At 75.2% G+C, this 24,659-nt stretch carries 23 protein-coding genes; 15 read left to right on the forward strand and 8 right to left on the reverse strand.

What is annotated here, in order from left to right:
* The first annotated feature begins 47 nt into the window (after positions 1–47).
* On the forward strand, positions 48–518 hold the full coding sequence (locus QDR37_RS14700) for an Lrp/AsnC family transcriptional regulator (protein ID WP_279714527.1): 471 nt from the start codon (positions 48–50) through the stop codon (positions 516–518).
* Positions 519–631: 113 nt separating this feature from the next.
* Here QDR37_RS14700 and QDR37_RS14705 read toward each other — a convergent pair whose 3' ends face one another.
* Positions 632–1,231, reverse strand: coding sequence for a TetR/AcrR family transcriptional regulator (locus QDR37_RS14705; RefSeq protein WP_279714528.1), 600 nt, complete (start codon positions 1,229–1,231; stop codon positions 632–634).
* A 64-nt stretch (positions 1,232–1,295) separates the two neighbouring features.
* Between QDR37_RS14705 and QDR37_RS14710 the strand changes: the two genes are divergently transcribed.
* The 5 genes from QDR37_RS14710 to QDR37_RS14730 all read left to right on the forward strand — a co-directional run bounded on the left by QDR37_RS14710 (position 1,296) and on the right by QDR37_RS14730 (position 8,021).
* Positions 1,296–2,900: a carboxyl transferase domain-containing protein gene (locus tag QDR37_RS14710; RefSeq protein ID WP_279714529.1), complete on the forward strand. Its 1,605-nt coding sequence runs from the start codon at positions 1,296–1,298 to the stop codon at positions 2,898–2,900.
* A 5-nt stretch (positions 2,901–2,905) separates the two neighbouring features.
* Positions 2,906–4,861, forward strand: a complete 1,956-nt coding sequence (locus QDR37_RS14715; RefSeq protein WP_279714530.1) for a biotin carboxylase N-terminal domain-containing protein — start codon at positions 2,906–2,908, stop codon at positions 4,859–4,861.
* Positions 4,858–5,337, forward strand: coding sequence for a MaoC family dehydratase (locus QDR37_RS14720; protein ID WP_279714531.1), 480 nt, complete (start codon positions 4,858–4,860; stop codon positions 5,335–5,337). The genes QDR37_RS14715 and QDR37_RS14720 overlap by 4 nt, the downstream gene beginning before the upstream one ends.
* The gene (locus tag QDR37_RS14725; RefSeq protein ID WP_279714532.1) at positions 5,316–6,140 is read left to right on the forward strand and encodes a CoA ester lyase; all 825 of its coding nucleotides are present in this window, start codon (positions 5,316–5,318) and stop codon (positions 6,138–6,140) included. Before QDR37_RS14720 ends, QDR37_RS14725 begins: the two co-directional genes overlap by 22 nt.
* A gap of 285 nt (positions 6,141–6,425) precedes the next feature.
* Entirely contained in the window at positions 6,426–8,021 is a 1,596-nt protein-coding gene (locus QDR37_RS14730; RefSeq protein WP_279714533.1) for a multicopper oxidase domain-containing protein, read from the forward strand.
* 41 nt (positions 8,022–8,062) lie between these two features.
* Here the strand turns inward: QDR37_RS14730 and QDR37_RS14735 are convergent, their stop codons facing one another.
* Positions 8,063–8,755, reverse strand: a complete 693-nt coding sequence (locus QDR37_RS14735) for a hypothetical protein (RefSeq protein ID WP_279714534.1) — start codon at positions 8,753–8,755, stop codon at positions 8,063–8,065.
* A gap of 74 nt (positions 8,756–8,829) precedes the next feature.
* Here QDR37_RS14735 and QDR37_RS14740 point away from each other — a divergent pair, with 74 nt between their 5' ends.
* The 3 genes from QDR37_RS14740 to QDR37_RS14750 are packed head-to-tail and all read left to right on the forward strand — an operon-like array spanning position 8,830 to position 11,431.
* Positions 8,830–9,765 (forward strand): heavy metal-binding domain-containing protein, encoded by a 936-nt coding sequence (locus QDR37_RS14740; RefSeq protein WP_279714535.1) that lies wholly within the window; start codon positions 8,830–8,832, stop codon positions 9,763–9,765.
* Between the two features lie 17 nt (positions 9,766–9,782).
* Entirely contained in the window at positions 9,783–10,616 is an 834-nt protein-coding gene (locus tag QDR37_RS14745; protein ID WP_279714536.1) for a heavy metal-binding domain-containing protein, read from the forward strand.
* Positions 10,613–11,431 carry a hypothetical protein gene (locus QDR37_RS14750; protein WP_279714537.1) on the forward strand — a complete coding sequence of 273 codons (819 nt, stop codon included), beginning with the start codon at positions 10,613–10,615 and terminating at the stop codon, positions 11,429–11,431. The genes QDR37_RS14745 and QDR37_RS14750 overlap by 4 nt, the downstream gene beginning before the upstream one ends.
* 4 nt (positions 11,432–11,435) lie before the next feature.
* Here QDR37_RS14750 and QDR37_RS14755 read toward each other — a convergent pair whose 3' ends face one another.
* The 4 genes from QDR37_RS14755 to QDR37_RS14770 all read right to left on the reverse strand — a co-directional run bounded on the left by QDR37_RS14755 (position 11,436) and on the right by QDR37_RS14770 (position 15,733).
* Positions 11,436–11,558, reverse strand: a complete 123-nt coding sequence (locus QDR37_RS14755) for a hypothetical protein (RefSeq protein ID WP_279714538.1) — start codon at positions 11,556–11,558, stop codon at positions 11,436–11,438.
* Between the two features lie 274 nt (positions 11,559–11,832).
* Complete coding sequence (locus QDR37_RS14760) at positions 11,833–12,324, reverse strand: hypothetical protein (RefSeq protein WP_279714539.1); 492 nt, start codon at positions 12,322–12,324, stop codon at positions 11,833–11,835.
* A 122-nt stretch (positions 12,325–12,446) separates the two neighbouring features.
* Positions 12,447–13,220 (reverse strand): isocitrate lyase/phosphoenolpyruvate mutase family protein, encoded by a 774-nt coding sequence (locus tag QDR37_RS14765; protein WP_279714540.1) that lies wholly within the window; start codon positions 13,218–13,220, stop codon positions 12,447–12,449.
* A 146-nt stretch (positions 13,221–13,366) separates the two neighbouring features.
* Positions 13,367–15,733, reverse strand: a complete 2,367-nt coding sequence (locus QDR37_RS14770) for a transglycosylase domain-containing protein (protein ID WP_279714541.1) — start codon at positions 15,731–15,733, stop codon at positions 13,367–13,369.
* A 151-nt stretch (positions 15,734–15,884) separates the two neighbouring features.
* Here QDR37_RS14770 and QDR37_RS14775 point away from each other — a divergent pair, with 151 nt between their 5' ends.
* Positions 15,885–17,165 carry a trypsin-like peptidase domain-containing protein gene (locus tag QDR37_RS14775; protein ID WP_279714542.1) on the forward strand — a complete coding sequence of 427 codons (1,281 nt, stop codon included), beginning with the start codon at positions 15,885–15,887 and terminating at the stop codon, positions 17,163–17,165.
* Between the two features lie 111 nt (positions 17,166–17,276).
* On the opposite strand, the gene QDR37_RS14780 is transcribed toward QDR37_RS14775, so the two are convergent.
* Entirely contained in the window at positions 17,277–17,858 is a 582-nt protein-coding gene (locus QDR37_RS14780; RefSeq protein WP_279714543.1) for a GNAT family N-acetyltransferase, read from the reverse strand.
* A 93-nt stretch (positions 17,859–17,951) separates the two neighbouring features.
* Between QDR37_RS14780 and QDR37_RS14785 the strand changes: the two genes are divergently transcribed.
* Genes QDR37_RS14785 through QDR37_RS14805 form a run of 5 tightly spaced genes read left to right on the forward strand, consistent with a single transcriptional unit; the run spans position 17,952 to position 22,721 of the window.
* Entirely contained in the window at positions 17,952–18,293 is a 342-nt protein-coding gene (locus QDR37_RS14785) for a hypothetical protein (RefSeq protein ID WP_279714544.1), read from the forward strand.
* 38 nt (positions 18,294–18,331) lie between these two features.
* Positions 18,332–19,192, forward strand: a complete 861-nt coding sequence (locus tag QDR37_RS14790; protein ID WP_279714545.1) for an arginase family protein — start codon at positions 18,332–18,334, stop codon at positions 19,190–19,192.
* Between the two features lie 44 nt (positions 19,193–19,236).
* Entirely contained in the window at positions 19,237–20,667 is a 1,431-nt protein-coding gene (locus QDR37_RS14795) for an NAD(P)/FAD-dependent oxidoreductase (protein ID WP_279714546.1), read from the forward strand.
* Positions 20,664–21,521 (forward strand): SDR family NAD(P)-dependent oxidoreductase, encoded by an 858-nt coding sequence (locus tag QDR37_RS14800; RefSeq protein WP_279714547.1) that lies wholly within the window; start codon positions 20,664–20,666, stop codon positions 21,519–21,521. Before QDR37_RS14795 ends, QDR37_RS14800 begins: the two co-directional genes overlap by 4 nt.
* A gap of 33 nt (positions 21,522–21,554) precedes the next feature.
* Entirely contained in the window at positions 21,555–22,721 is a 1,167-nt protein-coding gene (locus QDR37_RS14805; protein WP_279714548.1) for an SLC13 family permease, read from the forward strand.
* Between the two features lie 13 nt (positions 22,722–22,734).
* Here QDR37_RS14805 and QDR37_RS14810 read toward each other — a convergent pair whose 3' ends face one another.
* The gene (locus QDR37_RS14810; RefSeq protein WP_279714549.1) at positions 22,735–24,648 is read right to left on the reverse strand and encodes a glycosyltransferase; all 1,914 of its coding nucleotides are present in this window, start codon (positions 24,646–24,648) and stop codon (positions 22,735–22,737) included.
* Positions 24,649–24,659 lie beyond the last annotated feature (11 nt).

Here is a 24,659-nt window from a genome sequence, read left to right on the forward strand (position 1 = left end):
ACCAAGGGCTAGCCGAGTGGCCGCTGCATGCACTACCGTCGCGCACTGTGCGCGATCTCGACGCCACCGACCTCAAGCTGCTGCTCGCCCTCGCGGAGAACCCGCGGGCGACCACCGTGGCGCTCGCCGACGCGCTGCGCCTCTCGCGGAACACCGTGCAGGCGCGCATGGCCCAGCTGGCTGCGGCGGGCGCGTTCCTGCCGTACGACCGCTGCATCGACTCCGGCGTGATCGGCTACCCCCTCGTCGCCTTCACGACCCTCCACGTGCGCCAGCAGATGCTCGCCTCGATCGTCGAGGAGCTCGCGACGATCCCCGAGATCGTGCAGGCGCACGGACTGTCGGGCGCGGCCGACCTGCTGGTGCGGATCGTCTGCCGCTCGGCCGAGGACCTGTTCCGCGTGAACGCGCGGATGCTCGCCGTGCCGGGCGTGGAGCGCGCCGAGACGGCGATGGGCATCAGCGAGGTGATCCCCTACCGGATCAGCCCGCTGCTGCAGCAGTCCCTCGCGGAGTAGGTCCGCGCACCTCGGCGACCCGAGTCGGTCGGCGCTCTCGAAGTCGCGCTCCGAGTCGCTCCGAGGTCGTCGCACCGACGCGAGCCGCGACCGGACGTCGCGGGGCACCCGCCTCAGCGCGAGGCTGGCCGCGCCGCCGCCCCGAGCAGCGCGTCCCGCGCCATCCCCGCGAGCACGGCCCGCACGTCGTCGGGACGGCCCTTCGGCAGGTGCGGCGTCGCGTTCAGCAGCCCGAACACCGCCGGCAGGCGCACCGCCCAGACCGGCGGCGGCACGTGCCCGTCGATGCGCCGCGCGACCTGCGTCCAGAGCTCGATGTAGCGCCGCTGCAGCGCGCGCACCCGGCGGTTGTCCTCCTCCGGCAGGCTCGCGAGGTCGCGGTCCTGCACCCGGATCACGTCGGGCTCGGACAGGGCGAAGTCGACGTGGAAGGCGATCAGCTCGTCGAGCGCGCGCCGCGGCTCGGACTCCTGCTCGACGACGGCGGTGGCGCCGGCGAGCAGCCGCTCGCTCGCCTCGACGAGCAGCGCCGCGAGCACCGCCTCCTTGCTCGCGAAGTGCTTGTAGAGCGCCGGCCCCGACACGCCGGCGGCGGCGCCGAGCTCCTCGACGGACACCCCGTGGAAACCGCGCGCGGCGAACAGCTGCGCCGCCGCGGCGAGGTACCGCTCGCGACGCTCCGCCTTCGCGGTGGCCCGCCAGGTCTGTACCACGTCCGCGATGCTACGCTCGGTTAGCGTCCGTTCACCGAAGAGCGACGTGGAGGGAGCAGCAGGCATGACGGTCCTCCCGACCGCGGCCACGCAGGGCGCGCCGTTCCAGGCGAACGCCGAGGCGCAGGCCGCGCTCGTCGCCGAGCTTCGGGAACGGCTCGAGCGCGTCGCGCAGGGCGGTCCGCCGAAGGCGCGCGAGCGGCACACCGCGCGGGGCAAGCTGCTCGCGCGCGAGCGCATCGACGAGCTGCTCGACCGCGGCAGCCCGTTCCTCGAGATCGGCGCGCTCGCGGCCTGGGGGATGTACGACGACGAGTGCCCGTCCGCCGGCGTCGTCACCGGCATCGGGCTCGTGCACGGCCGGCCCGTGATGGTCGTCGCGAACGACGCGACCGTCAAGGGCGGGTCCTACTACCCGATGACCGTGAAGAAGCACCTCCGGGCGCAGGAGATCGCGGCCGAGAACCGCCTCCCGTGCTGCTACCTCGTCGACTCCGGCGGCGCCTACCTGCCGATGCAGGACGAGGTGTTCCCCGACCGCGAGCACTTCGGCCGCATCTTCTACAACCAGGCGCGCATGTCGGCCGCGGGCGTCCCGCAGCTGTCGGTCGTGCTCGGCTCGAGCACCGCGGGCGGCGCCTACGTGCCCGCGATGAGCGACGAGAACGTCATCGTCGCGAACCAGGGCACGATCTTCCTCGGCGGTCCGCCGCTCGTGAAGGCCGCGACCGGCGAGGTCGTCTCGGCCGAGGACCTCGGCGGCGGCGACGTGCACTCCCGCGTCTCCGGCGTCACCGACCACCTCGTGCACGACGACCGCAGCGCGCTCGCGGTGCTCCGCGAGATCGTCGCCACGTTGCCGCCGCCCCCGCCGGCGCCCTGGGCGGTGCGCGAGCCCGTCGACCCGGTCGTACCCGAGGACGGGCTCTACGGCGTCGTCCCGGTCGACCTCACGGTGCCCTACGACGTGCGCGAGGTGATCGCCCGGCTGGTCGACGGCAGCGAGCTCACCGAGTTCAAGGCCGAGTACGGCCCGACGCTCGTCACCGGCTTCGCCCACCTCCACGGGCACCCGGTCGGCATCGTCGCGAACAACGGCGTGCTGTTCGCGGAGTCCGCGCTGAAGGGCGCGCACTTCGTCGAGCTCTGCGACCAGCGCGGCATCCCCCTGCTGTTCCTGCAGAACATCACGGGCTTCATGGTCGGGCGCGAGTACGAGGCCGGCGGCATCGCGAAGCACGGCGCGAAGATGGTCGCCGCCGTCGCGACCGCCCGGGTCCCGAAGCTCACCGTGCTCGTCGGCGGCTCGTTCGGCGCCGGCAACTACTCGATGAGCGGCCGCGCCTGCTCCCCCCGGTTCCTCTTCTCCTGGCCCGGCAGCCGCATCTCGGTGATGGGTGGCCCGCAGGCCGCATCGGTGCTGGCGACGCTGCGGCGCGACCAGCTCGAGGCGCAGGGGCAGGACTGGAGCGCCGACGACGAGGAGGCGTTCCGCGTGCCGATCCGCCGCCGCTACGAGGACCAGGGCAGCCCCTACTACGCCACCGCCCGGCTCTGGGACGACGGCGTCATCGACCCCGCCGACACCCGCACGGTGCTCGGGCTCGCCCTCGACGTCTGCGCCGGCGCGCCCCTGCCGCCCGCGTCCGCTCCCGTCTTCCGGATGTGACCGCCGTGTTCGAACGTGTCCTCGTCGCGAACCGCGGCGAGATCGCCTGCCGCGTGATCCGCACCCTGCAGCGGCTCGGGATCCGCTCGGTCGCCGTCTACACCGACGCGGACGCGGGCGCCCCGCACACGTCGCTCGCCGACGAGGCGGTCGCCCTCGGGTCGGACGGCTACCTCGACCCCGACCGCATCGTGGCCGCAGCCGTGCGCACCGGCGCCGACGCGATCCATCCCGGCTACGGCTTCCTCTCGGAGAACGCCCGCCTCGCCGCGGCCTGCGCCGAGGCGGGGGTCGTGTTCGTCGGCCCGTCGCCCACGGCGCTCGCGGTGATGGGCGACAAGATCCGCGCCCGCGAGCGGGTCGAGGCCTTCGGCGTGCCCGTCGTCGCCGGCGTCTCCCGTGCGGGGCTCACCGACGACGACCTCGTGGCCGCGATCGAGCGGGTCGGCCTGCCCGCGCTCGTCAAGCCGGCGGCGGGCGGCGGCGGCAAGGGCATGCACGTCGTGCGCTCCCCCGGCGAGGTGCGGCAGGCGCTCGCGAGCGCGCGCCGCGAGGCGGCGGCCGCGTTCGGCGACGACACGCTCTTCGTCGAGCGGTACCTCGACGCGCCGCGCCACATCGAGGTGCAGGTGCTCGCCGACGCCCACGGCACGGTCCTCACGGTCGCCGACCGCGAGTGCACCCTGCAGCGGCGCCACCAGAAGGTGATCGAGGAGGCGCCGTCGATCGACCTGCCCGCCGAGGTGCGCGAGCGGATGGCGCGCGACGCGCGCGCCGTGGCCGAGAGCGTCGACTACGTCGGCGCCGGCACCGTCGAGTTCATCGTGCCGGGCGGCGACCCCGGAGCGTACGCGTTCCTCGAGATGAACACGCGGCTCCAGGTGGAGCACCCGGTGACCGAGCAGGTCACGGGCCTCGACCTCGTCGCGCTGCAGCTGCACGTCGCCGCCGGCCTGCCGCTCCCGCTCGCGCAGGAGGACGTGCGCGTCACGGGGCACGCCATCGAGGCGCGCGTCTATGCTGAGGACCCCGCGACCGGCTTCCTGCCCACCGGCGGCCCGATCGCCGCGCTCGGCGAGCCCGGAGGCGACGGCGTCCGCGTCGACTCGGGCGTCGCCGCCGGCTTCACCGTGCCGCTCCTCTACGACCCCCTGCTGCTCAAGGTCGTGGCGACGGCGCCGACGCGGGCGGAGGCGCTCGCCCGGCTCACCGCCGCGCTCGAGCGGACCGAGGTGCTCGGCCCGAACACGAACGTGCCGTTCCTCGTGCGGCTGCTCCGCGACGAGGACGTGCGCGCCGGCCGGCTCGACACGGGGCTGATCGAGCGCCGGCAGGCCGAGCTGGCGGCGCCCGCCGAGGCGCCCGACGCCGCGGCGCTCGGCGCGCTCGTCTCATGGGCGCGCGAGCATGCCGCTCGCCCCGCGGGCGCCTGGGGCCGCACCGGCTGGCGGCTGCAGGGCGTCGCGGCATCCGTCTACCGGTTCGAGGGGTCCGCACCCGTCGCGGTGGTCCCCGCCCGCGACGGCCTCGTGGTGCGGGCCGGTGACGGCCCGGAACGGCGAGCGGCCGTGACGCTGCACGACGAGGTCGCCGAGATCGCGCTCGACGGCGTGCGCAGGGCGGTGCGCTGGGCGACGGACGGCCGGGCGCTGCTCCTGCTGGACGGCGGGGCGACGCACCGGCTCGTCGAGCCCCCGCCCGAGGCGCTCGCCGCGGCGGGCGCGGAGGCGGCCCCCGAGCTGCGGTCACCGATGCCCGGCACCGTCGTCGCCGTGCCGGTCGACGACGGCGCGGACGTCGAGACGGGGACGGCCGTCGTGGTCGTCGAGGCGATGAAGATGGAGCACGCCGTCCAGGCGCCGCTGCCCGGGACCGTCGAGGTGCTCGTGCGCGTCGGCGACCGGGTGGCGCGCGATCAGGTGCTGGCGCGGGTGCGGCAGCCGGTCAGGAGCGAGGCATGAGCGAGCGGGAGATCGTCCAGCGGGGGCTGTGGTTCGAGGAGCTCGAGGAGGACGTCCGCTATCTCCACAGCCCCTCACGGACCGTGACCGAGGCCGACAACGTGCTCTTCACCACGCTGACCGGCAACACGCAGTCGCTGCACCTCGACGCGGAGTGGGCGCGCTCGACCGAGTTCGGCGAGCGGCTCGTGAACAGCATGTTCACCCTCGCGCTCGTCGTCGGGCTCTCGGTGGCGCAGCTGACGCAGGGCACCATCGTCGCGAACCTCGGCTTCGAGGAGGTGCGCTTCCCGGCACCGGTGCGCGCCGGCGACACCCTCACCGCAGAGACGCGCGTGCTGTCGAAGCGGCTGTCGAGGAGCCGTCCCGGCCAGGGCGTCGTGCGCCTCGAGCACACCGCCCGCAACCAGCGGGGCGAGGTCGTGGTCGTCGCCGTCCGGTCGACCCTGATGCGGTGCGCGCCGGAGGGGTCGTGACCCCGCTCGGCCCCGCGCTGCTGTTCTGCCCCGCCGACCGGCCGGACCGCTACGCGAAGGCCGCCGCGGCCGCAGACGCCGTGATCCTCGACCTCGAGGACGCGGTCGCGCCCGACCGGAAGGCGGCCGCGCGGGAGTCGCTGCAGCAGGTCCGGCTCGACCCGGCCCGCACGATCGTGCGGGTGAACGGCGCCCGCACCCCCGACTTCGAGGCGGACCTCGAGGCGCTCGCCCGGACCCCGTACGAGCACGTGATGCTCGCGAAGGCGGAGGACGTCGGTGCGCTCGAGGCGCTGAGCGGACGGCGGGTGATCGCGCTCTGCGAGACCCCGGCCGGCGTCGAGCACGCCGCCGCGCTCGCGGCGGCGCCGCAGGTCGAGGCGCTCATGTGGGGCGCCGAGGACCTCGTCGCCGCGCTCGGCGGCTCGTCCAGCCGCTTCCCGGACGGCCGCTACCGCGACGTCGCGCGGGTGGCCCGCGCCCGGGTGCTGCTCGCCGCGGGCGCGACGGGCAAGGTCGCGTACGACGCGGTGCACCTCGACCTCGACGACGACGCGGGCCTCGCCGCCGAGGCCGAGGACGGGGCGGCGAGCGGGTTCGCGGGCACCGTCTGCATCCACCCGCGGCAGGTGCCGATCGTGCGACGGGCCTACCTGCCCTCGCCCGCGGCCGTGGCCGCCGCCCGCCGCGTGCTCGACGCGGCCGAGCGCGAGGAGGGCGTCTTCCGCCTCGACGGGCGGATGATCGACGGGCCGGTGGTCGCCCAGGCGAGGCGCATCGTGGAGCTCGCCGAACGGCGGTAGCGCAGAGGGGGCGCCGGCGGGCGCTTCGATGGGAGGAAGCCGCGCCCGCCGGCGCACGAGTCGACATGCAGGGGAACAGCGAAACGGGTCCGTCACGTCCGAACGCGTCGTCCGTGCCGTCGACCTGGCGGAGGTGGATTGGGTCTCCGTCGGCGGTGGGTGCCGCCTGGGACCGAGCGTAGCCACGAGGGACGGGGCGGAACCTCCCCCACTTCGGGCCGGAGGGCCACGGAAGGCGGGACGGAAGACGTGTTGCCCACGGCACGTCGGTGCTTGACTTCCGTCATGGCCTCGGAAGACCTGCGCGACACCGGCGTCTGGCGGTACCCGGCGATCGCCGCGTGCCTCGTCGCGGCGATCGCGCATCTCCCCGTCACGCCCTCGCACCTGCGAGAGGCGGCCTACCTCGGTGTGCTCTTCGTGCTCCTCGAGCTCGCCTGCGTCGCGCTGGCGCTGCTGCTGCAGCTCCGCTCCGACCGGCTCGTCGCCCTGCTCGTCGCCGGCCTCGGCGCTGCCGCGATCATCGCCTACGTCGTCAGCCGGAGCATCGGGCTGCCGCTCGTGCGGGACGACATCGGGAACTGGGCGGATCCGCTCGGCGTGCTCTCCGTGGCCGCCGAGGCCGCGATGGTCGGCTTCGGGGTGGCCGGCTGGTCGCATCGGCGCGAGGCACGACCCCTCGCCCGGCGCGCGGGGCTCGCCGGCGCGGCGGCGATCCTCGGGGCAGGGCTCGCGATGACCGTCGTGGCGGCGTCGGCCGACGTGGGTGCGGCGGGCACGGGCGGCATGGGCACCGCGGCGAGCGACTCGTACTGGGCCGCCGTCGGCGGCTCGGCCTTCTCGAGCGACGGCGTCACCCGGACCTACTACATCGAGGCGGACGAGGTGGTCTGGGACTACGCCCCCACCGGCTCGAACCAGGTGACGGGCAAGCCCTTCGACGACGTCGCCGCCACCTACGCGGTGGCGGGTCCCGGCCGCATCGGGCCGAAGTACCTGAAGTGCCTCTACCGCGGCTACACCGACGCAGCGTTCGCGCACCTGCGGTCGCGGCCCGCGAGCGAGCAGTACCTCGGCCTGCTCGGCCCGGTGATCCATGCGGCGGTCGGCGACACGATCAAGGTGGTCTTCAAGAACGAGTGCCCGTTCCCCACGAGCATGCACCCGCACGGCGTCTTCTACGCGAAGGACAGCGAGGGCGCGGGCTACAACGACGGCACGAGCGGCGCGGACCGGCTCGACGACGGCGTGCCGAAGGGCGGCACGCACACCTACACGTGGAAGGTGCCGCAGCGCGCGGGCCCGGGTCCCGCCGACGGCAGCTCGGTGATGTGGATGTACCACTCGCACACCGCCGAGGTCGCCGACACCTATGCGGGCCTGATGGGTCCGATGGTCGTCACCCGAGCGGGCCAGGCGCGGGCGGACGGGAGCCCGAAGGACGTCGACCGCGAGGTCTTCATGGAGTTCTTCATCGACAACGAGATGGCCTCGCCGCTGCTCGCCGACAACGTGAAGCGATACCTGAAGGCGCCCGTGTCACCCGATCTCCTGAACAGCGAGCAGTTCGCGGAGAGCAACCTCAAGCACTCGATCAACGGCTACCTGTTCGGCAACATGCCGATGCCCACCGTGCGGAAGGGGCAGCACGTCCGCTGGTACGTCATGGACATGGGTACCGAGGCCGACCTGCACACCCCGCACTGGCACGGCAACGACGTCACGGTGAACGGCATGCGGATGGACGTCGTCAGCCTCCTTCCCGCGGGCATGGTCGTCGCCGACATGGTGCCGGACGACGTCGGCACCTGGCTGTTCCACTGCCACGTGAACGACCACATCACGGCGGGCATGATCAGCCGCTACCGCGTCACGCGCTGACGGACCGGGGCGCCTCCGCTTCGGGCTGAGGCGGCCCGCCCTCAGCCCAGCCCGTCGGTGAGCGCACGGATCGCGACCTCGTCGCCGCCCTGCGCGGCCCGCCATCGCCAGTCCGCCGCCTCGGCGGTCCGGCCCTGCCGCTCGAGCAGCAGGGCGAGGTTCCACGCCGAGTACGCATCGCCCGCCGCGAACGCCCGGCGGTACAGCGCCTCCGCCTCACCGCCCCGGCCCTGCTCGTCGCGCAGGTTCGCGAGCGGCAGCATGCAGAGCACCGCGCCCGCGGCGACGCCCTCCTCGAGCAGCCGCTCCCCCTCGTCGCCCCGATCGGTGGCGGCGAGCAGCGCGGCGAGATCCGGCCGGGCCTCGGGATGATCAGCGAGGCCCGCGCGCAGCCATCCCTCGGCGGCCCCGTCCCCCGCCTCCCAGAGCCACGAGCCGACGATGCCCGCGGCGCTGCGGCGGTCCTCGCCCTCGAGGTAGGCGATCGCCTCCTGCATGCGCGCGATCGCCTCGGGCAGCCGCCCCGCGTCGTGCTCGAGCCAGGCGGCGTCGGTGTAGCCGGCGACGTAGCCGAGCTCCCACATGCGCTCGCAGACCTCCACGGCCTCGCCCAGGCGGCCCGCGGCGTCGAGGGCCTCCGCGTAGCGCCGGCCCGAGGGCCCGTCCTGCTCCCGGAGCCACGCGTCGCGGAACGCGCGCAGATCCGCGTCCTGCTCCCCGTCCCGCTCCCCCACGGCCCCGATCCCATCACGGTCCGCTAGCGTGCGGGACGCGGTGCCGCGAGCTGCGCGCCGGAAGCGGAGGCGGCGTGGCGGCGTGGATCGGTGGGCTGCCGCCGTCCGCGCACGACCGTGTCGCCCGCCAGCGCGCGAGCGCCGTCGCGGGCTCGCTGCTCTCGGCGCCGGCGGCCGCGGCGCTGCGCTCCGCGGGGCTCGCGCCCGTCGGCGAGGTGTTCGGCTGCCTCGTGATGCAGCTCGGCTGGGCGAGCTCGCCGTGCGGCTGGTGGCAGCCCGGCTGGTCCGCCGCCACCTGGTCGCCCGACTCCCCCGTCTGGACGACCGGCTCCCGCCGCGGCGGATACGCCGCCTTCGAGCCGTACGTGCAGGCCTTCGAGCACGCCTGGCACGGCGCGCTCGCCCGGCTGCTCGCCGAGGCCGCGGCGCTCGGCGCGGAGGGCGTCGTCGGCATCCGCATCGGCCGCACCCGTCTCGACGGTCAGGCGTGGGAGTTCAGCGCCCTCGGCACCGGGGTGCGCCGCGTCGACCCGACGCCGGAGAGGGCCGCCCCCGAATCGGTCTGGCACACCGACCTGTCGGCCGAGGACTGCGCCGCCGCGCTGCGCTCGGGGCTCCTGCCGCGCGGGCTCGCGCTCGGCCTGTCCATCGCGACGAAGCACGAGGACTACCGGCTGCGGCAGCAGCGGTCCGTCCTCCAGGGCAACACCGAGGTCGACGGCCTGAGCGAGCTGGTCGCCGCTGCCCGGGAGGACGCGCGCCGGCAGCTCGAGCGCCGCGCCGCCGCGCTCGCCCCGAAGGGCGGGACCCTCGTCGTCAGCGGGATGAGCCTCGGCGAGTTCGAGACGGCCTGCGGGCAGGAGGTCGACCTGCACGCGGAGTCGATCGTCGTGGGCACGGTGCTCGCCCCGGATCCCGCCGCCCGCAGCCGCACCCGCTCCGGAGCCGCCGTACTCCCCGTGATCCCGCTCTCGAGCGCCACCGACCGGCGCTCCTCCCGCCGCTTCTGACCTCGGAGAGACCCTCGATGACCGACCCGACCGGACCCGACCTCGCCGCCGTGCACCTGCCGCGCGACGCGGACGCCCGCCTCGCCGAGAACCGCACGCGGCTCTTCACCTCGGACCTCTCCGTCAACGAGTTCCTGCTCGTGAAGCAGGCGGGCTTCCGCCCCGTGGGTCTCGTGCTCGGCTCGAGCGTGTACCACGTGGGGCTGCAGCTGGGGCGGTGGAGCCGGAACATGGAGCTCGACACCCTGAGCCAGGCGATGTACCACGCCCGCGAGCTCGCGATGACGCGGATGGAGGCCGAGGCCGACCGGCTCGGGGCCGACGGCATCGTCGGGGTCCGGCTCGAGATCGAGTTCAAGGAGTACGGCAGCGACCTCGCCGAGTTCGTGGCCGTCGGCACCGCCGTCGTCGGCGAGGAGGCGCCGCCGTCGGGCCGGTGGCGCAACAACCGCAGCCTGCCGTTCACGTCGGACCTCTCCGGCCAGGACTTCTGGACGCTCATCCAGGCGGGGTACGCGCCGCTGGGGCTCGTGATGGGCAGCTGCGTCTACCACATCGCGCACCGCGGGGTCCTCGCCACGTTGAACGCCGTCGGGACGAACACCGAGATCCCCCAGTACACCGAGGCGCTCTACGACGCGCGCGAGCTCGCGATGGGCCGGATGCAGGCCGAGGCCGAGCGACTCGCGGCCGAGGGCATCGTCGGGGTGCAGCTGCTGTCGCTGCCGCACCGCTGGGGCGGCCACACCACCGAGTTCTTCGCGATCGGCACCGCGGTGCGGCCGCTGCGCGACGACCACGTGATCGCGACCCCGGGGCTCGTGCTGCCGCTCACGGACGGGCCGCGGTGACGGCGCTCCCGGACGGCTCGGACGCGCTCGCCCGCGCCGAGGACGACCCCGAGGGCTTCCTCACCCGGCTCGGGGCAGCCGCGCGTCGGGCGCTCGGTCCTGCCGCGGGCTCCCTCGAGCTCGAGGCGGAGCGCTCGATCGGCGACCGGCTGACCGGTCGCCCCGGACGCCCGGTCGCCCTCCGGCTCACGGGCGACGGCTTCACGCTCACCCTCCGCCGCGACGGGTCGCGCTGGGCCGGCGAGGCGGCACGGGTCGTGGGCGGCGTCGTGATCGCCCGCGAGCCGCTGCAGCTCGGCGAGTGGCTCGACGTCTTCGCGCAGCAGGTCGCCCGCGCCGCCGCCGACGCGGCAGGCGACGCGGAGGCGGCGGGCCGCGCGCTCGGCGCGCTCGGCCTGCAGCCGGCGCAGCCGGAGTTCCTCGTCGACCCGGGCGACCTCGAGCGCGGGCTCCGCAGCCTGCCCGCGCGCGCTGCGGGGCGGGTCCCGTCGGAGGCGATCCCGCACATCGAGCGGATCGCGGCGCTCCTGCTCGAGGCGGCTCCTCGGGTGACCGGCGAGGCCGCGGCGCTCGTACGACGCACGGCGACGGTCTACCTCCCGGACACGCTCCGCGCCTTCGTGGCGCTGCCCGCCGACTGGGCGGCCGACCACACCCTCCTGGACGGTGCGACGCCCGCCGCGGCGCTGCTCGCCCAGCTCGCCGACCTCGAGGCGGCCGCCGTGCGGATGCGCGACGCGGCGGTGGAGGACGACGCGGCCGCGCTGCTGCTGAACGGCACCTTCCTGCAGCAGCGCTTCAGCGCCGGCTCCTGACGGTTCAGCGCGCGACGACCCGCGACCCGGTGCGCATCGGCGGCACGGCGGGATCGGTGGCCCGGAACGGCACGAGCCGCACCAGCCCGCAGCAGGGGCACACGTAGTAGCGCGTCGTCTCGGCCATGGCGGCTCGGAAGGGACTTCCGCAGTCCGGACAGTGAGGCGGGAGCACTACGACGTCGTCGTCGCGGTACATATGGGCATGGTGAGCGCTGCGGCAGCGCCGCGCAAGGGCTTTCCGCAAGTCCGAAGCAGCCTCCGGACCAGCCGGCGCGCGTTGGATCGTGACAATCCCGGGAACGGCGCGGGAACGGCGCGGCGCCGGCCCTGGGGATCGGGCCGGCGCCGTGCCCGGGGTTTCCGGGGGGCGTCGGGGGGCGGGGGCTGGGGGTGCGGGGTCAGGCTCTCGTCGCGCGGCGACGGGCCGCGACGTCGCGGAGGTAGGCCGACGACGCGGGGAGGAAGGTGAGCACCGCAGCGACGACGGCGAGCACCTCACGGAGGGGTCCGAGGCCGAAGCCCACACCGAGCGAGGCGGGCGATGCGACCGTTCCGGCGAGCAGGGCAAGCAGGCCGAGCAGCGTCAGCGCGCCGAGGACCCATCGTGCCCACTGGTGGTCGCGACGCAGGAAGAAGAGGAACAGCCCCCAGATCACCGCGCCGATGAGACCGCTCACGATCGCCACCGCGATGACGGCACCCGTAGCGGCCCGCGCAGAGCCGCCCACCTGGTCGGCCGCCTGCTGCACCGCCGGCGCCGTGAGCAGCGTCGCCACCACACCGACGACGATCGAGGCGAGGTACAGCCAGAACGCGGTGTTGAGGACGGAGGGGCGGGCGCCCGCGGTGGCGGGCGAGCCGCTCGGCGCCGGGTAGGACGCGTCGGTCATGGGAAGGTTCTCCTCTGGGTGGAAGGCCTCGGCGAGTCAACCCGGGATCGCCTGAAAGACGGCTCCGAGTACGGGGGACACGACCCGAGGGGCACCCGGGAGAGGGGCGGCCGTCTCCGGCGCTAGTTGAGCGCCGGGGTGCCCGGCGGCAGCGCGCCGTCGTGGTTCGTCAGGTCGTCCGCGAGGCGCTGCAGCGCGTGCAGCGCCACGCGCTGCGTCCACGGGCCGTACGAGACGCGGGCGACACCGAGCTGCTGCAGGCGCGACGGCGGCAGCGATCCGGGCACGTTGATGACCGCGAGCCGCTGCGGCCCGAGGCCCTCGACGAGCGCGGTCACGGCGGACTCGTCGAGCAGGCCGGGCACGAAGACGGTCGTGGCGCCCTCCTCGAGGAAGGCGCGGCCCCGCGCCAGCGCCTCGTCGACCTTCGTGGCCTGATCGGCGTCGGCCATGCGCACGAACGCGTCGGTCCGCGCGTTCAGCGAGAACGGCACCCCCTCCGCCTCCGCGCCGCGCACCGCGGCCCGGACCCGGGCCACCGCCTCGTCGCGCGGCACCAGACGGTCCTCCATGTTCGCCCCGACGACGCCCACGCCGATCGCACGCCGGATCGTCTCGCCCGGGTCGGCGTACCCGTTGTCGAGGTCGGCGCTGACCGGCACGTCGACGGCGGCGACGATGCGGCCGACGAGGTCGAGGGTCGTCTCGAGCGGGACCTCCCCGTCCGGGTAGCCGAAGGTCGCGGCGATCGAGTGGCCGGCGGTCGCGAGGGCCTTGACGCCGGAGACGCCCGCGACCGTGGTCGCCGAGATCACATCCCAGACGTTCACGACGGAGAGGAGGTCGGGGGCGGCGTGCAGGTCGCGCAGCGTCTGCGCGCGGGCGGCGATGTCCATGGCGCCGACCGTACGAGCCGCTTCCCCCAGTCCTCTGGACGTCCCCTGAGATCGTCCAGCGCTCGCGCAGAGGACTTCCGGGCGGCGATCCGGCCTGCCCGCGGTGGCCGCCGAGCCCGGGATCGCCCACCCCGCGGGTCGACCCCTCACCGCGCCGTCGCGGGCGCGGTCGCCTTCGGCTTGGGCTTCGGCGTCGGGGTGGGCTTCGGACTCGGCGCGGGCGGCTGCGTCGGCTGCGGCGTGGGCTTCGGGCTCGGCGCGGGCGGCTGCGTCGGCTGCGGCGCAGGGGTCGACACGGGCGGAGCAGGGCGGACGGGAGCGGGGGCCGGCCTGCGCACCGGCGGCACGTACGGGCGCGCGTCCGCGTGGGTGATCGCCGCGCCGCCGGTGAGGTACTGCGCGTCCGGCGTCGCCCAGGTGTAGGCGCCCCCGTAGACCTTGTTCACGGCGGCCTGGATGCCGTTCCACACGCAGTGGCGCTCGTCGGCGGCCTTCGTGCTGCCGGTGATCGAGCAGTACGGGAACCCGAACACGGTGCGCAGGTTCCTGAAGCCGGTCACGTTGCCGATCCACACCGCGGTCGTCACCGCCGAGGTGCTGCCGATCGCCCAGGTGTCCTTCGCGGAGTCGGTGGTGCCGGTCTTGCCGAACTCGTAGCGGCCGTCGGCGGTCGCGTCGCCGCGCATCGTGCCCGAGGTGATCACCGTGTGCAGCGCGGACGCGGCCGCGACCGCCACCGGCTTCGGCACCGTGCGGGTGCAGGAGCGGTGCGGCGTCGGGGCCGGCCGGCCGAGCGCATCGGTGACGCGATCGATGGCGAGCGGCGCGCAGGTCACGCCGTCGTGGGCGATGGTCGCGTACGCGGTGGCCATGTTCAGCGGGGCGATCGAGCTCGCGCCGCCGATGAGCATGGCGGGCACGGTGCTGAGGCGGCCGCCGCGCGCGTTCGTCGCGCCCATCCGCTCGGCGAGGTCCCGGACGCTGCAGAGGTCGTCCTCCTCCCCCATCGAGGCGAAGACGCCGTTCACGCTCCTCGCGGTGCCGTCCACGACGGAGTAGCCGCCGCGCTCGCCGGGCTCGTCGTTGCCGACCGACCACGGCTTGTCCTCGTAGTCCACGGCGCCGCACTTGTGGAACTGCTGCGCCGGGATGGTGCGCGGGTTCCCGTTCACGCGCTGCCCGAGGCTGTGCCCCGTCTCCAGCCAGCGGAGCAGCGGGAAGAGCTTGAAGGTCGATCCGGGCTGCGTGCCGCCGCCCGCGCCGAGGGCGGTGCTCACGTTGTAGTTCACGGCCGTGTAGCTGCGGCCGAGGCCGCTGCCGAGCGCGTTGTAGCGCTTGTTCTGCGTCATCGTGATGACGCGGCCCGTGCCGACCTCGACCGAGACGGCGGCGGCGCCGACATCGAACTGGTTCGAGCTGCTCGGCACGGCCCTGTCGACGACGCCCTGCGCCGTGCGCTGCAGGTCGAGGTTCAGGGTGGTGTGGACCCGCCAGCCCTTCGTCTCGAGGTTCACGGCCCGCTCGTCCGCCGTCCTGCCGAAGGTGGGGTCGGTGAGCAGCGTGTTCACGACGTACTGGCAGAAGAAGCCGGCCACGCCGGCCGAGTCGCATCCCGTCTTCACCGGCGTGACCGTCGGCGTGATGCGCGTCTTCACCGCCGCGCGGTACGCGTCCGGGGTGAGCATGCGCTGCTGCTGCTCGACGGTGAGGATGTGGTCGCGACGCTCCGTGGTGGCGGCGATGTTCGCCTTCTGGTCGAGGCGGAACCGCGACGGGTCGTTCACGATCGCGATGAGCGCGGCGGCCTCGGCTGCGGAGAGGTCCTTCGCGGGCTTCGCGAAGTAGTACCGCGACGCGGACTCGATGCCGTAGACGCGGCCGCCGAAGCCCGCGATGTTCAGGTAGCCGAGCAGGATCTGATTCTTCGAGTAGCGCTTCTCGAGCCCGATGGCGAGCCGCATCTCACGCAGCTTGCGGCCCACGGACGTCGACGTGCAGTCGAGGTAGGCGGCGTCCCGCTTCGCTGCGGTCGGTAGCGACTCCGCCTGCTGCACGCAGACGTTCTTCACGTACTGCTGCGTGATCGTCGAGGCGCCCTGCAGGTTCCGCCCGAGCGCGTCGGCCACGAGGGCGCGGGCGATGCCGTTCGGGTCGATGCCGCCGTGGCGGTAGAAGCGCACGTCCTCGGCGGCGATCGCCGCGTGCCGGACGGTGAGCGGCACGTCGCTCCAGGCGATGACGTCGCGGTCCTGCGTGAAGAACGAGGCGAGCAGCACGTCCTTGCCGTGCGACCTCGCGAAGATCTGGGTCTTCTGGTCGAGCGGAGCGATCGCGACGCTGCTCGGCAGGTCCTCGAAGAGCCCGATGCTCTGGCGCGCACCGACGCCGGCGAGGGCGACGACGGGCGTGAAGGCGGCGGCGACGAGCGCGCCGGCGAGCACGGCGACGCCGCAGAAGGCGACGAATGCGGACGACGACGTCCAGATCCGTGCCCCGATGTGGGTACTGGGCACGGCGGCAGACTAGGCGCAGGAGCACGACACGCGCGAACAGGGGGCGCTTTCCCTGTGAGTAACCCCCGCCGCGCGTCGTCCCGATGCCTCAGAGGAACGTCCAAGCGACGCCATGGGACGAGCAGAGACGGGAGGCGTTCCCTCGGGTCCCATGAGCGAGAACGAGCGATCGGACGACGTCTTCCGCGTGGACGACGAGGGCACCGCCACCCGGGGCGACGGAAGCACCGGGGCCGCCGCCGCTCCTGCTGAGAGAGCTGCCGCGCGCCCGCGCCGCACGACCCGCCTCCTCGCGTTCGGCGCCGCCGCCGTGCTGCTGCTCGGGATCGGCGCGACCGGCGGTGCGGTGGCGGCGACCGGGCTCGGCTCGCCGCACCGGACCACCAGCGCCTTCGGCCAGGGCGCGGCGAGCGGCTCGGCCGGCTCCGGCACGTCCCCGGGGCCGCAGGGGCTCGGCGGAGCGGACGGTCCGAACGGCACCTGGTCGAGCCCGCAGCAGGGCTCGGGCACCGGCTCGACGGGGACGACCGCCACCGCGGCGCAGACGAAGGGCGTCGTCACGATCGTGTCGACCCTCGCGTACGAGTCGGCGGAGTCCGCCGGCACCGGCATCGTGCTGACCGCATCCGGCGAGATCCTCACGAACAACCACGTGGTCGAGGGGGCGACCTCGATCCGTGTCACCGACGAGTCGACGGGGCAGGCCTACACCGCGAAGGTCGTGGGCACGGACGCCACCCACGACATCGCCGTGCTGCAGCTGCAGCACGCCTCCGGCCTCGCCACCGCGACGACCGCCTCGACCGCCGCGCGGGTCGCCGACGACGTGACCGCCGTCGGCAACGCGGGCGGCACGGGCACCCTCACCGCGGCGACGGGTGCGGTGACCGCGCTGAAGCAGCGCATCACGACGCAGGCCGAGGGCTCCGCGCAGTCCGAGGACCTGACCGGCCTGATCGAGACCGACGCCGACGTCGTCTCCGGCGACTCGGGCGGCCCGCTCGAGAACGCCTCCGGCGCCGTCGTGGGGATCGACACCGCTGCGAGCTCCGGCACGAGCGCGACGACCGGGTACGCGATCCCGATCGCCTCGGCCCTCGCCATCGCCGCCACCATCGAGCGCGGCACGGCGACCTCCGACATCGTGATCGGCCTCCCGGCGTTCCTCGGCGTGAGCGTCTCGCCGAACGGGACGAGCACGAGCGGCGCGACGATCGCGCAGGTCGTGCCCGGCACCCCCGCCGCGCGCAGCGGCCTCGTCGCCGGCGACACGATCACGGCCGTCGACGGCACGGCGACCGCGTCGGCCGAGTCGCTCACGAGCATGCTCCGCACGCACGCCCCCGGCGACCGCGTGACGATCGCCTACACCGACGCCGCGGGCGCCGCGCGCACGACCACCGTGACGCTGACGAGCGGCCCCGCCGCGTGAGCGTCCGATCGACCTCGGGCGGGATCGGTGCGACGTCCCCGCCGCGAGCCGGAAGCGGGGTGGCGGGCCGGCTGTGGGCCCGCCACCCCGCGCGTGCGGTGGACGCGGTGGTCAGGGTGGCGCGTAGCTGAGCCAGCGCTCCTCGAGCACGTAGCCGAGCGCCTCGTTCATCCGGATGCTGCCGGCGTTCCCCCGGGCTCCGCCGGTGCCGAACACCCGCGCGCCCTCGCGGGCGAGCGCGAGCACCGCGGCGCCCTTCACGGCTGCGGCGAGCCCGCGGCGACGCGCATCGCGGCGCACGCACGTGAAGTCGGTCTCGGCCCGCTCGCCGTCCCGGCGGGCCACGGTCGCGGCGAGCAGCTGGCCCTGCTCGAACGCGCCGAACGCCCGCCGGCCCGCATCGAGCAGCGCCCCGAGCGCGGCGGCCGAGCGGGCCTCGTGGAAGGAGGCGGGCGTCACCGGGTAGTCGGGCGCGGTGGCCGCGTCGAGCGCCGCGAGGGCGGGCAGGTCGGGCCGCCCGAGCTCGCGCACCGCGATGCCCGCGTCGGTCGCCCGGGCGACCGCGCTCCGTGCCGGCGCGAGGTCCGCCTCGCCGCGGAGCCGCAGGCGCGCGCCCCAGGACTCCCCCACGACGGTCCACCCTTCGCGCTCCAGCTGCGCGCAGCGCGGGTCGCCGGCCTTCAGGATCTCCACCCGCACCCTCTCAGTGGAGCATCGCTGTCCGCCCTCAGCGAAACCCTGGACGCGCCTCTCCCGGATCTGATAGCGCTTCCGCCACGGTTGCGCATGGCCCAGCACCCCTCCCGCGCGGTCACCGCCGGCACCCCGACACCGGTCGACGCCACCTGCCTCAGGTGCCGACGCGTCGGTCTCCACAACGTCGTGCTCTACGTGATGACCGTGGAAGGCCCCCGGCGGGTCGGCGACGCCACCTTCTGCGTCTGCGAGACGCGTCCCGCCGCCGCGACGATCACGACCGGGACGCCCCGCGACCTCGGGCAGCGCTGCGTGCGCTGCGACGGCGGCGCGCTCTACGAGGTGCCGTTCTACGCCGTCACCGCCGCGGGCGTGCACCCGCACACCACGCGGGTGATCTGCGAGGACTGCGACACCCGCGCCGTCGGCTGACCGGGGCACGGGGCGGCGCGGACGCTACGCTCGCGTCCATGCCGGCGACGTTCGTGGTGGTGCCGCAGTGGCAGGGATCCGGATCGAGCCGCGCGATGCGGCTCCAGGACGGGGCAGAGGCGATCCGCGGCGACCTGCCCGCGTCGGCGACCCGCACGGTCGAGGTGCCACTCGGTGCCGGTGACGCGGTCGGCACCCGCGTGAACCGCTTCTCGAGCATCGCGACGGTGCGCGAGCGCCTGCTCCGCGCCCTCGACGACGTGCCGGAGGGCTCGATGCCGCTCGTGATCGGCGGCGACTGCGGGGTGGAGCTCGGCGCGGTCGAGCACGCGCTCGGTCGCGCGCCCGGCCTCGCGGTCGTCTGGTTCGACGCGCACGCCGACCTCCACACGCCCGAGGACTCGCCGTCCGGGGCGTTCCACGGCATGGTCGCCCGCGCCCTGCTCGGCGAGGCCGCGCCCGGGCTCGTGCCCGAGCGCGTGCTCGCGCCGGAGCGCCTCGTGCTCGCGGGCACCCGCGCCCTCGACCCGGACGAGCAGCGCCATCTCGACGAGGCGGGCATCCCGCTCCTCGACCCCGACGTGGTCGACGACCCCGTCGCGCTCGCCGACGCGGTCGCCGCCACCGGAGCGGATGCCGTCTACATCCACGTCGACCTCGACGTGCTCGACCCCGAGGACATCGGCGGCGTCGACTTCCCGGAGCCCTTCGGCGTGCGGGTGCCCGCCCTCGTCGCCGCGATCCGGGCCCTGCGCGAGCGGCTGCCGCTCGTCGGCGCCGGCATCACCGAGTTCGCGCCCGCCTCGGTCGACGATGCCCGCGCCGACCTCGCGGCGATCCTCCGCGTGCTGTCCGCTCTTACGGCCCCGTCGCCTCGGAACGGGCAGGGCAGCGCCTGACCGCCGCTCAGGCAGGCGCGGGGCGGCCTCATTAGCCTCCGTCCATGACCGAGACGTACGACCTCATCGTGATCGGCGCCGGGGCGGTCGGTGAGAACGTCGCCGACTACGCCCACCGCGGCGGCCTCTCCACCGTGATCGTCGAGTCCGAGCTGGTCGGCGGCGAGTGCTCCTACTGGGCCTGCATGCCGAGCAAGGCGCTGCTGCGGCCCGAGGCGGCGCTCCGCGCCGCGCGCCACGTGTCCGGCGCCCGCGAGGCCGTCACCGGCGCGCTCGACCCGGCCCATGTGCTCGCGAAGCGCGATGCGATCGTCGACGACTACGACGACGGCGGCCAGGTCGCCTGGCTCGCGTCCACCGGGATCGACCTCGTCCGCGGCACCGCCCGGCTCACCGGCCCGCGCGCGGTGCAGGTCACGGCGATCGACGGCACCGTCGTCGACCTCGAGGCCCGTCGGGCGGTCGCGGTGTGCGTCGGCTCGGCGCCGGTGCTGCCCCCCGTCCCGGGGCTCCGCGAGCTGGAGCCCTGGACCTCCCGCGAGGCCACCGGCGCCACCGAGGTGCCGGGCCGCCTCGTCGTGATCGGCGGCGGCGTCGTCGCATCCGAGATGGCGACCGCGTACCGCTCCCTCGGCGCCGAGGTGACGATGCTCGTCCGCGGCGACCGCGTCCTCACCGGCATGGAGCCGTTCGCGAGCGAGCTCGTGAGCGCCGCGCTCGCGGAGTCCGGCGTCGACGTCCGCACGGGGGTGGAGGTGACCGCCGCCCGCCGCACCGACGCGGGCGTCGAGGTGACGACCGGCGACGGGGCCGTGCAGGCCGACGCCGTGCTCGTCGCGACGGGCCGCACGCCGCGCACCCACGACCTCGGCCTCGCCTCCGTCGGCCTCGAGGACGGGAGCTGGCTCGACGTCGACGACACGATGCTCGTCGACGCGCCGACGAACGACGGCGACCCGTGGCTGTACGCGGTCGGCGACGTGAACCACCGTGCGCTGCTCACGCACGAGGGCAAGTACCAGGCCAGGGCGGCGGGCCGGGTGATCGCCGCGCGCGCGAACGGCGACGCGCTCGACACCGAGCCGTGGGGTCGCCACGTCGCCACCGCCGACCACGGCGCCGTGCCGCAGGTGACGTTCACCGACCCCGAGGTGGCGTCCGTCGGGCACACCGAGGCGTCCGCCCGGAAGGCGGGGCTCAGGGTCCGGACCGCCGAGTACGACATCGGGTCCGTCGCCGGGGCGAAGATCTACGACGAGTCGTACACCGGCCGGGCGAAGATCGTGATCGACGACGAGCGCGACGTCATCGTCGGCGCCACCTTCGTGGGGCCGGAGGTCGGTGAGCTGCTGCAGTCCGCCACGGTCGCCGTGGTCGGCGAGGTGCCGATCCAGCGGCTCTGGCACGCGGTGCCGTCGTACCCGACGGTCAGCGAGGTCTGGCTGCGCCTGCTCGAGACGGACGGCCGCGCATGAGCGTCTCGCTGCCCGATCCCGGCCGCATGGAGGGCCGCACCGTCGTCGTCACGGGCGGCAGCTCCGGCATCGGCCGGGCCGCAGCCGTCGAGCTCGCCGCGCTTGGTGCCACGGTCGCCGTCGTCGGCCGCAGCGAGCAGCGCACGCGCGAGGTGGCCGAGCAGATCGGCGGCCGCGCCTACCTCGCCGACTTCTCGCGCCTCGCCGACGTGCGGGCGCTCGCCGGCCGGCTGCTCGCCGACCTGCCCGAGATCCACGTGCTCGCGAACAACGCGGGCGGCATCGGCCCCCGCGCGGAGACGGTGGACGGCTTCGACGAGACGTTCCAGCGCAACCACCTCGCCGGCTTCCTCCTCACGCACCTGCTGCTGCCGCGACTCACGGAGACCGCGGCGTCGGCGCCGCCGATGTCGGTGCGCGTGGTGCAGACCTCGAGCGCCGCGAACATCGGCGCGCGGATCCGGATGGACGACCTCGACACCCGGCGCGGACCCTGGATGCAGGGCTTCCGGGCGTACGGGCGCAGCAAGCTCGCGAACATCCTGTTCACGCGCGGGCTCGCGCGGCGCCTCTCGGGCACCGCGGTGTCGACGTACGCGTTCCATCCCGGGGTCGTCGCGACGCGCTTCGGCGGCTTCGCGCCCTGGACCATGCTCGTCAAGGCCGTGGCGCTCAGCCCGGAGCAGGGCGCGGCCCCCCTCGTTCGGCTCGCGAGCGCGCCCGAGGTGCCGGCACCGTCGGGCAACTACTTCTCCCGGCTCACGGCTCCCGGGCCGACGTCACCGCAGGCGGGCGACGCCGGGCTCGAGCGGGCGCTGTGGTCCGCGAGCGAGGTCCGGGCGGGGCTGCGCTGAGCGCCGTACCGGCCCTCCGCTAGGGCCGCCGCCGTGGTGCTGGCCGGCGTCGGGGGCGGTCTGCTCCTCCTCGGGCTCGTCGCGGTCGCGAGCGGGCTGCTGCCGGTCGCGCAGGCGCTCGCGCTCGGCGACCGCGTCGTGCCGGTGCTCGGCTTCGTCGTCGCGATCACCGTCGTCGCGGCGCTCGCGAGCGCGGCGGGCGTCTTCGACCGGCTCGCCGACGCGACGGCGCGCGCGGGACGCGGCCGGGGCGGGCTGCTCTGGGCGCTGCTCGTGCTCGTCGCGGTCGCCTCGACCGTGTTCCTCTCGCTCGACACGACCGCGGTGCTGCTCACCCCGGTCGTCGTGCCGCTCGCGAAGCGGGTGGGGCTGCCGCCCCTGCCGTTCGCGATGACGACCGTGTGGCTCGCGAACGCGGGCTCGCTGCTGCTCCCCGTCTCGAACCTCACGAACCTGCTCGCCGAGGCGGGACCGGGGCTCTCCGGGGGCGCCTACGTCGCGCACGCGGCGCTCCCGGCGCTCGTCGCGGTGCTCGTGCCGGTCGCGATCCTCGGCATCACCTATCGGCGCGCGCTCGCGCACCGCTACGAGCCGCCGGCCGTGCGTCCGGTCGCCGATCGACCGCTCTTCACGGTCGCCTCGGTCGTCGTGGCGCTGCTCGTGCCGGCGCTCGCGATCGGCGACCCGGTGCTCGGGATCCCGGTCTGGGTGCCCGCGACGGTCGCCGCGGTCGTCCTCGTCGTCGCGTTCGCGGTGCGGCGCCCGACGGCGCTCCGGCTCGGGGTGCTGCCCCTGCCGCTCGTCGTGTTCGTCTGCGGGCTGTTCCTCGCCGTGACCGCGGCGGGGCGCCTCGGGCTCACGGCGCTGCTCTCGGCCGCGGCCGGCACCGGCGACGGCGCCCCCGCGCTGCTCCGGCTCGCGGGCGTCGGCACCGTGACCGCGAACCTCGCCGACAACCTGCCCGCCTACCTCGCCCTCGAGCCCGTCGCGGCATCCCCCGCGCGCCTCGTGACGCTGCTCGTGGCGGTGAACGCGGGGCCGCTCGTGCTGCCGTGGGCGTCGCTCGCGACGCTGCTCTGGCATGCACGGCTGCAGGCCCTCGGGGTGCACGTGTCGTGGTGGCGGTTCGCGGCCCTCGGCCTCCTCGCGGCGCCGCTCACGGTCGCGCTCGCGGCCCTCGCCGTGGCCCTCACGAGCTGATCCGCCGCGGGCCCTACTCCGCGGCGGCGGCGAAGACGCCCGCCCAGGCCTCCGGCGCAGCGAGACCCGGCGCCGCGAGGCGGTAGCGGCGTTCCAGCGCGCGCCACCGCAGGGCGAGCCCCGCGTGGAGCAGCACCGACTCGGCGAGCGCCGCGGCGAACCCGCGGCGGTCGCGACGGTGCCAGTAGTAGGCCGCCCCGTCGCCCGTCGGCACGAGCACGTTGTCGTGCGCAGGCACGACCCACCAGGTGCCGCGCGCGGGCGAGAGCCGAGCGGTCGGGGCGGTGTCGCGCGCGGCGGGCACGAGCAGGTGCCGCGCCGTCGCGACGGCCGCCCAGAGGGCGAGCCGCGTCCCGCGCGGCGCGGCGAGCGGCGCGAGCGGGGTGACCGGCGCGTCCGGCGCCGCCGGCAGGTCGTCGGGCCGGTGGCGGCGCTGCTCCGGTGCGCCCGCGGCGAGGGCGAGCAGCTGCGGCAGGGTCGTCGCGAGCGACGGGAAGAGCGCCTCGGGGCCTTCGAGCACCGCGCGGAGCCCGTCGTGACGGCGCTGCACCGCGTAGTGCTGCATGGCGAGGGCCTGCTTCAGGTCGAGCGCGAGGCTGGCGCCGAGCACGCCGGTGCACGTCCCCCGACCGCCGTGCAGCAGCGCGGCGATGAGCCGGTTGCGGGCGTGGAAGAACGCGGGCCACGAGCGCGAGTCGTCCTTCGTGCGCCACGTCTCGTGCCACACCGCGGCACCGGGGAGGCTCACCGTGGGCACCCCCGCCGCCGCGGCGCGCAGGCCGTACTCCGCGTCGTCCCACTTCAGGAAGAACGGCAGCGCGTAGCCGAGGCGACGCACCGCCTCGAGCGGCAGCTGGCAGGCCCACCAGCCGGCGAAGTCGGCGTCGGTGCGCCGCTGCAGGCCGGGCTGCTCGACCGCCGGCACCCGGGCGAGGTCGGCGCCAGGCAGCCGGTCGTCCGCCGCGTGCCACCAGAAGGTGCGGCGCGCGACCCGCTCGGCGCCGCACTCGAGGACTCCGGGCACGGCCGCGTCGAGCATCTGCAGGCCGACGATGGACGGGGCCGCCGTGCGCAGCCCGAACTCGTAGGCGCGCAGCAGCGAGGCGGGCTCCACCTCGATGTCGTCGTCGAGCAGGGTGACGGTGCCCGCGGCGTCGGTCGACCTCGCCTCGTGCAGGACCCGCGAGTACCCGCCGGAGCCTCCGAGGTTCGCCTGCCGCAGCACGGTCGTGACCGCGGGCAGGGCGGTGCGGACCGCGTCCGCGTCGAGCGGATCGGCCCCCTGGTCGACGACGATCGCGCGGCGGAGGACCGCGACGAGCGCGGGTGCGGAGGCGATGCGGGCGAGGTTCAGGGCGATGGCCTCGGCGCGGCCGATCGTCGGCATGCCCACGACGAGGCCCGGCTCGCGTCGCGGCGCCTCGCGGACGCTCCAGGCGGCGTCGACCAGGCGGACCTGCCGGGGCCCGGCGTGCAGCTCGAACCAGACGGTGCCGCCCTCGCGGCACGCGTCGATCGCGACCTCGATCGCGGCCTGCTCCCCCGCCTCGAGCATGCGCTCGGTCACGACCGTGTCCGCGTCCCGCTCCTTCCGGCGCACCGTCACCACGGCCGGGGCGTCGACGGTCAGGTCGAGCCGTACCGAGCGGCTCCCCACGGCGTCGGCCCAGTAGGCCGCCGGGAAGGCGTTGAAGTAGCTCCCGAACGACGCCGCGCCTCCCGCGGGCACGACGGCGTCGTGCCGCCGCCCGGTCGGGGTCGCGCGGACCGCGCCGGGCAGGGCGCCGCTGACGTAGAGCGCCGGCGGCACGCGACGATCCGCGAGCGGTCCGACGACGTCGTGGACGCGCTGCCAGCGGGGCGGGTCGGCGGGCGCGACGGGCTCCTCGGCCGGCGCCGGGGTCGCGAGAAGACGGGTGGGTTCCATCGTGGGGGACG

This window comes from Amnibacterium sp. CER49 (assembly GCF_029846255.1).
In the GTDB taxonomy this organism is placed as follows: domain Bacteria; phylum Actinomycetota; class Actinomycetes; order Actinomycetales; family Microbacteriaceae; genus Amnibacterium.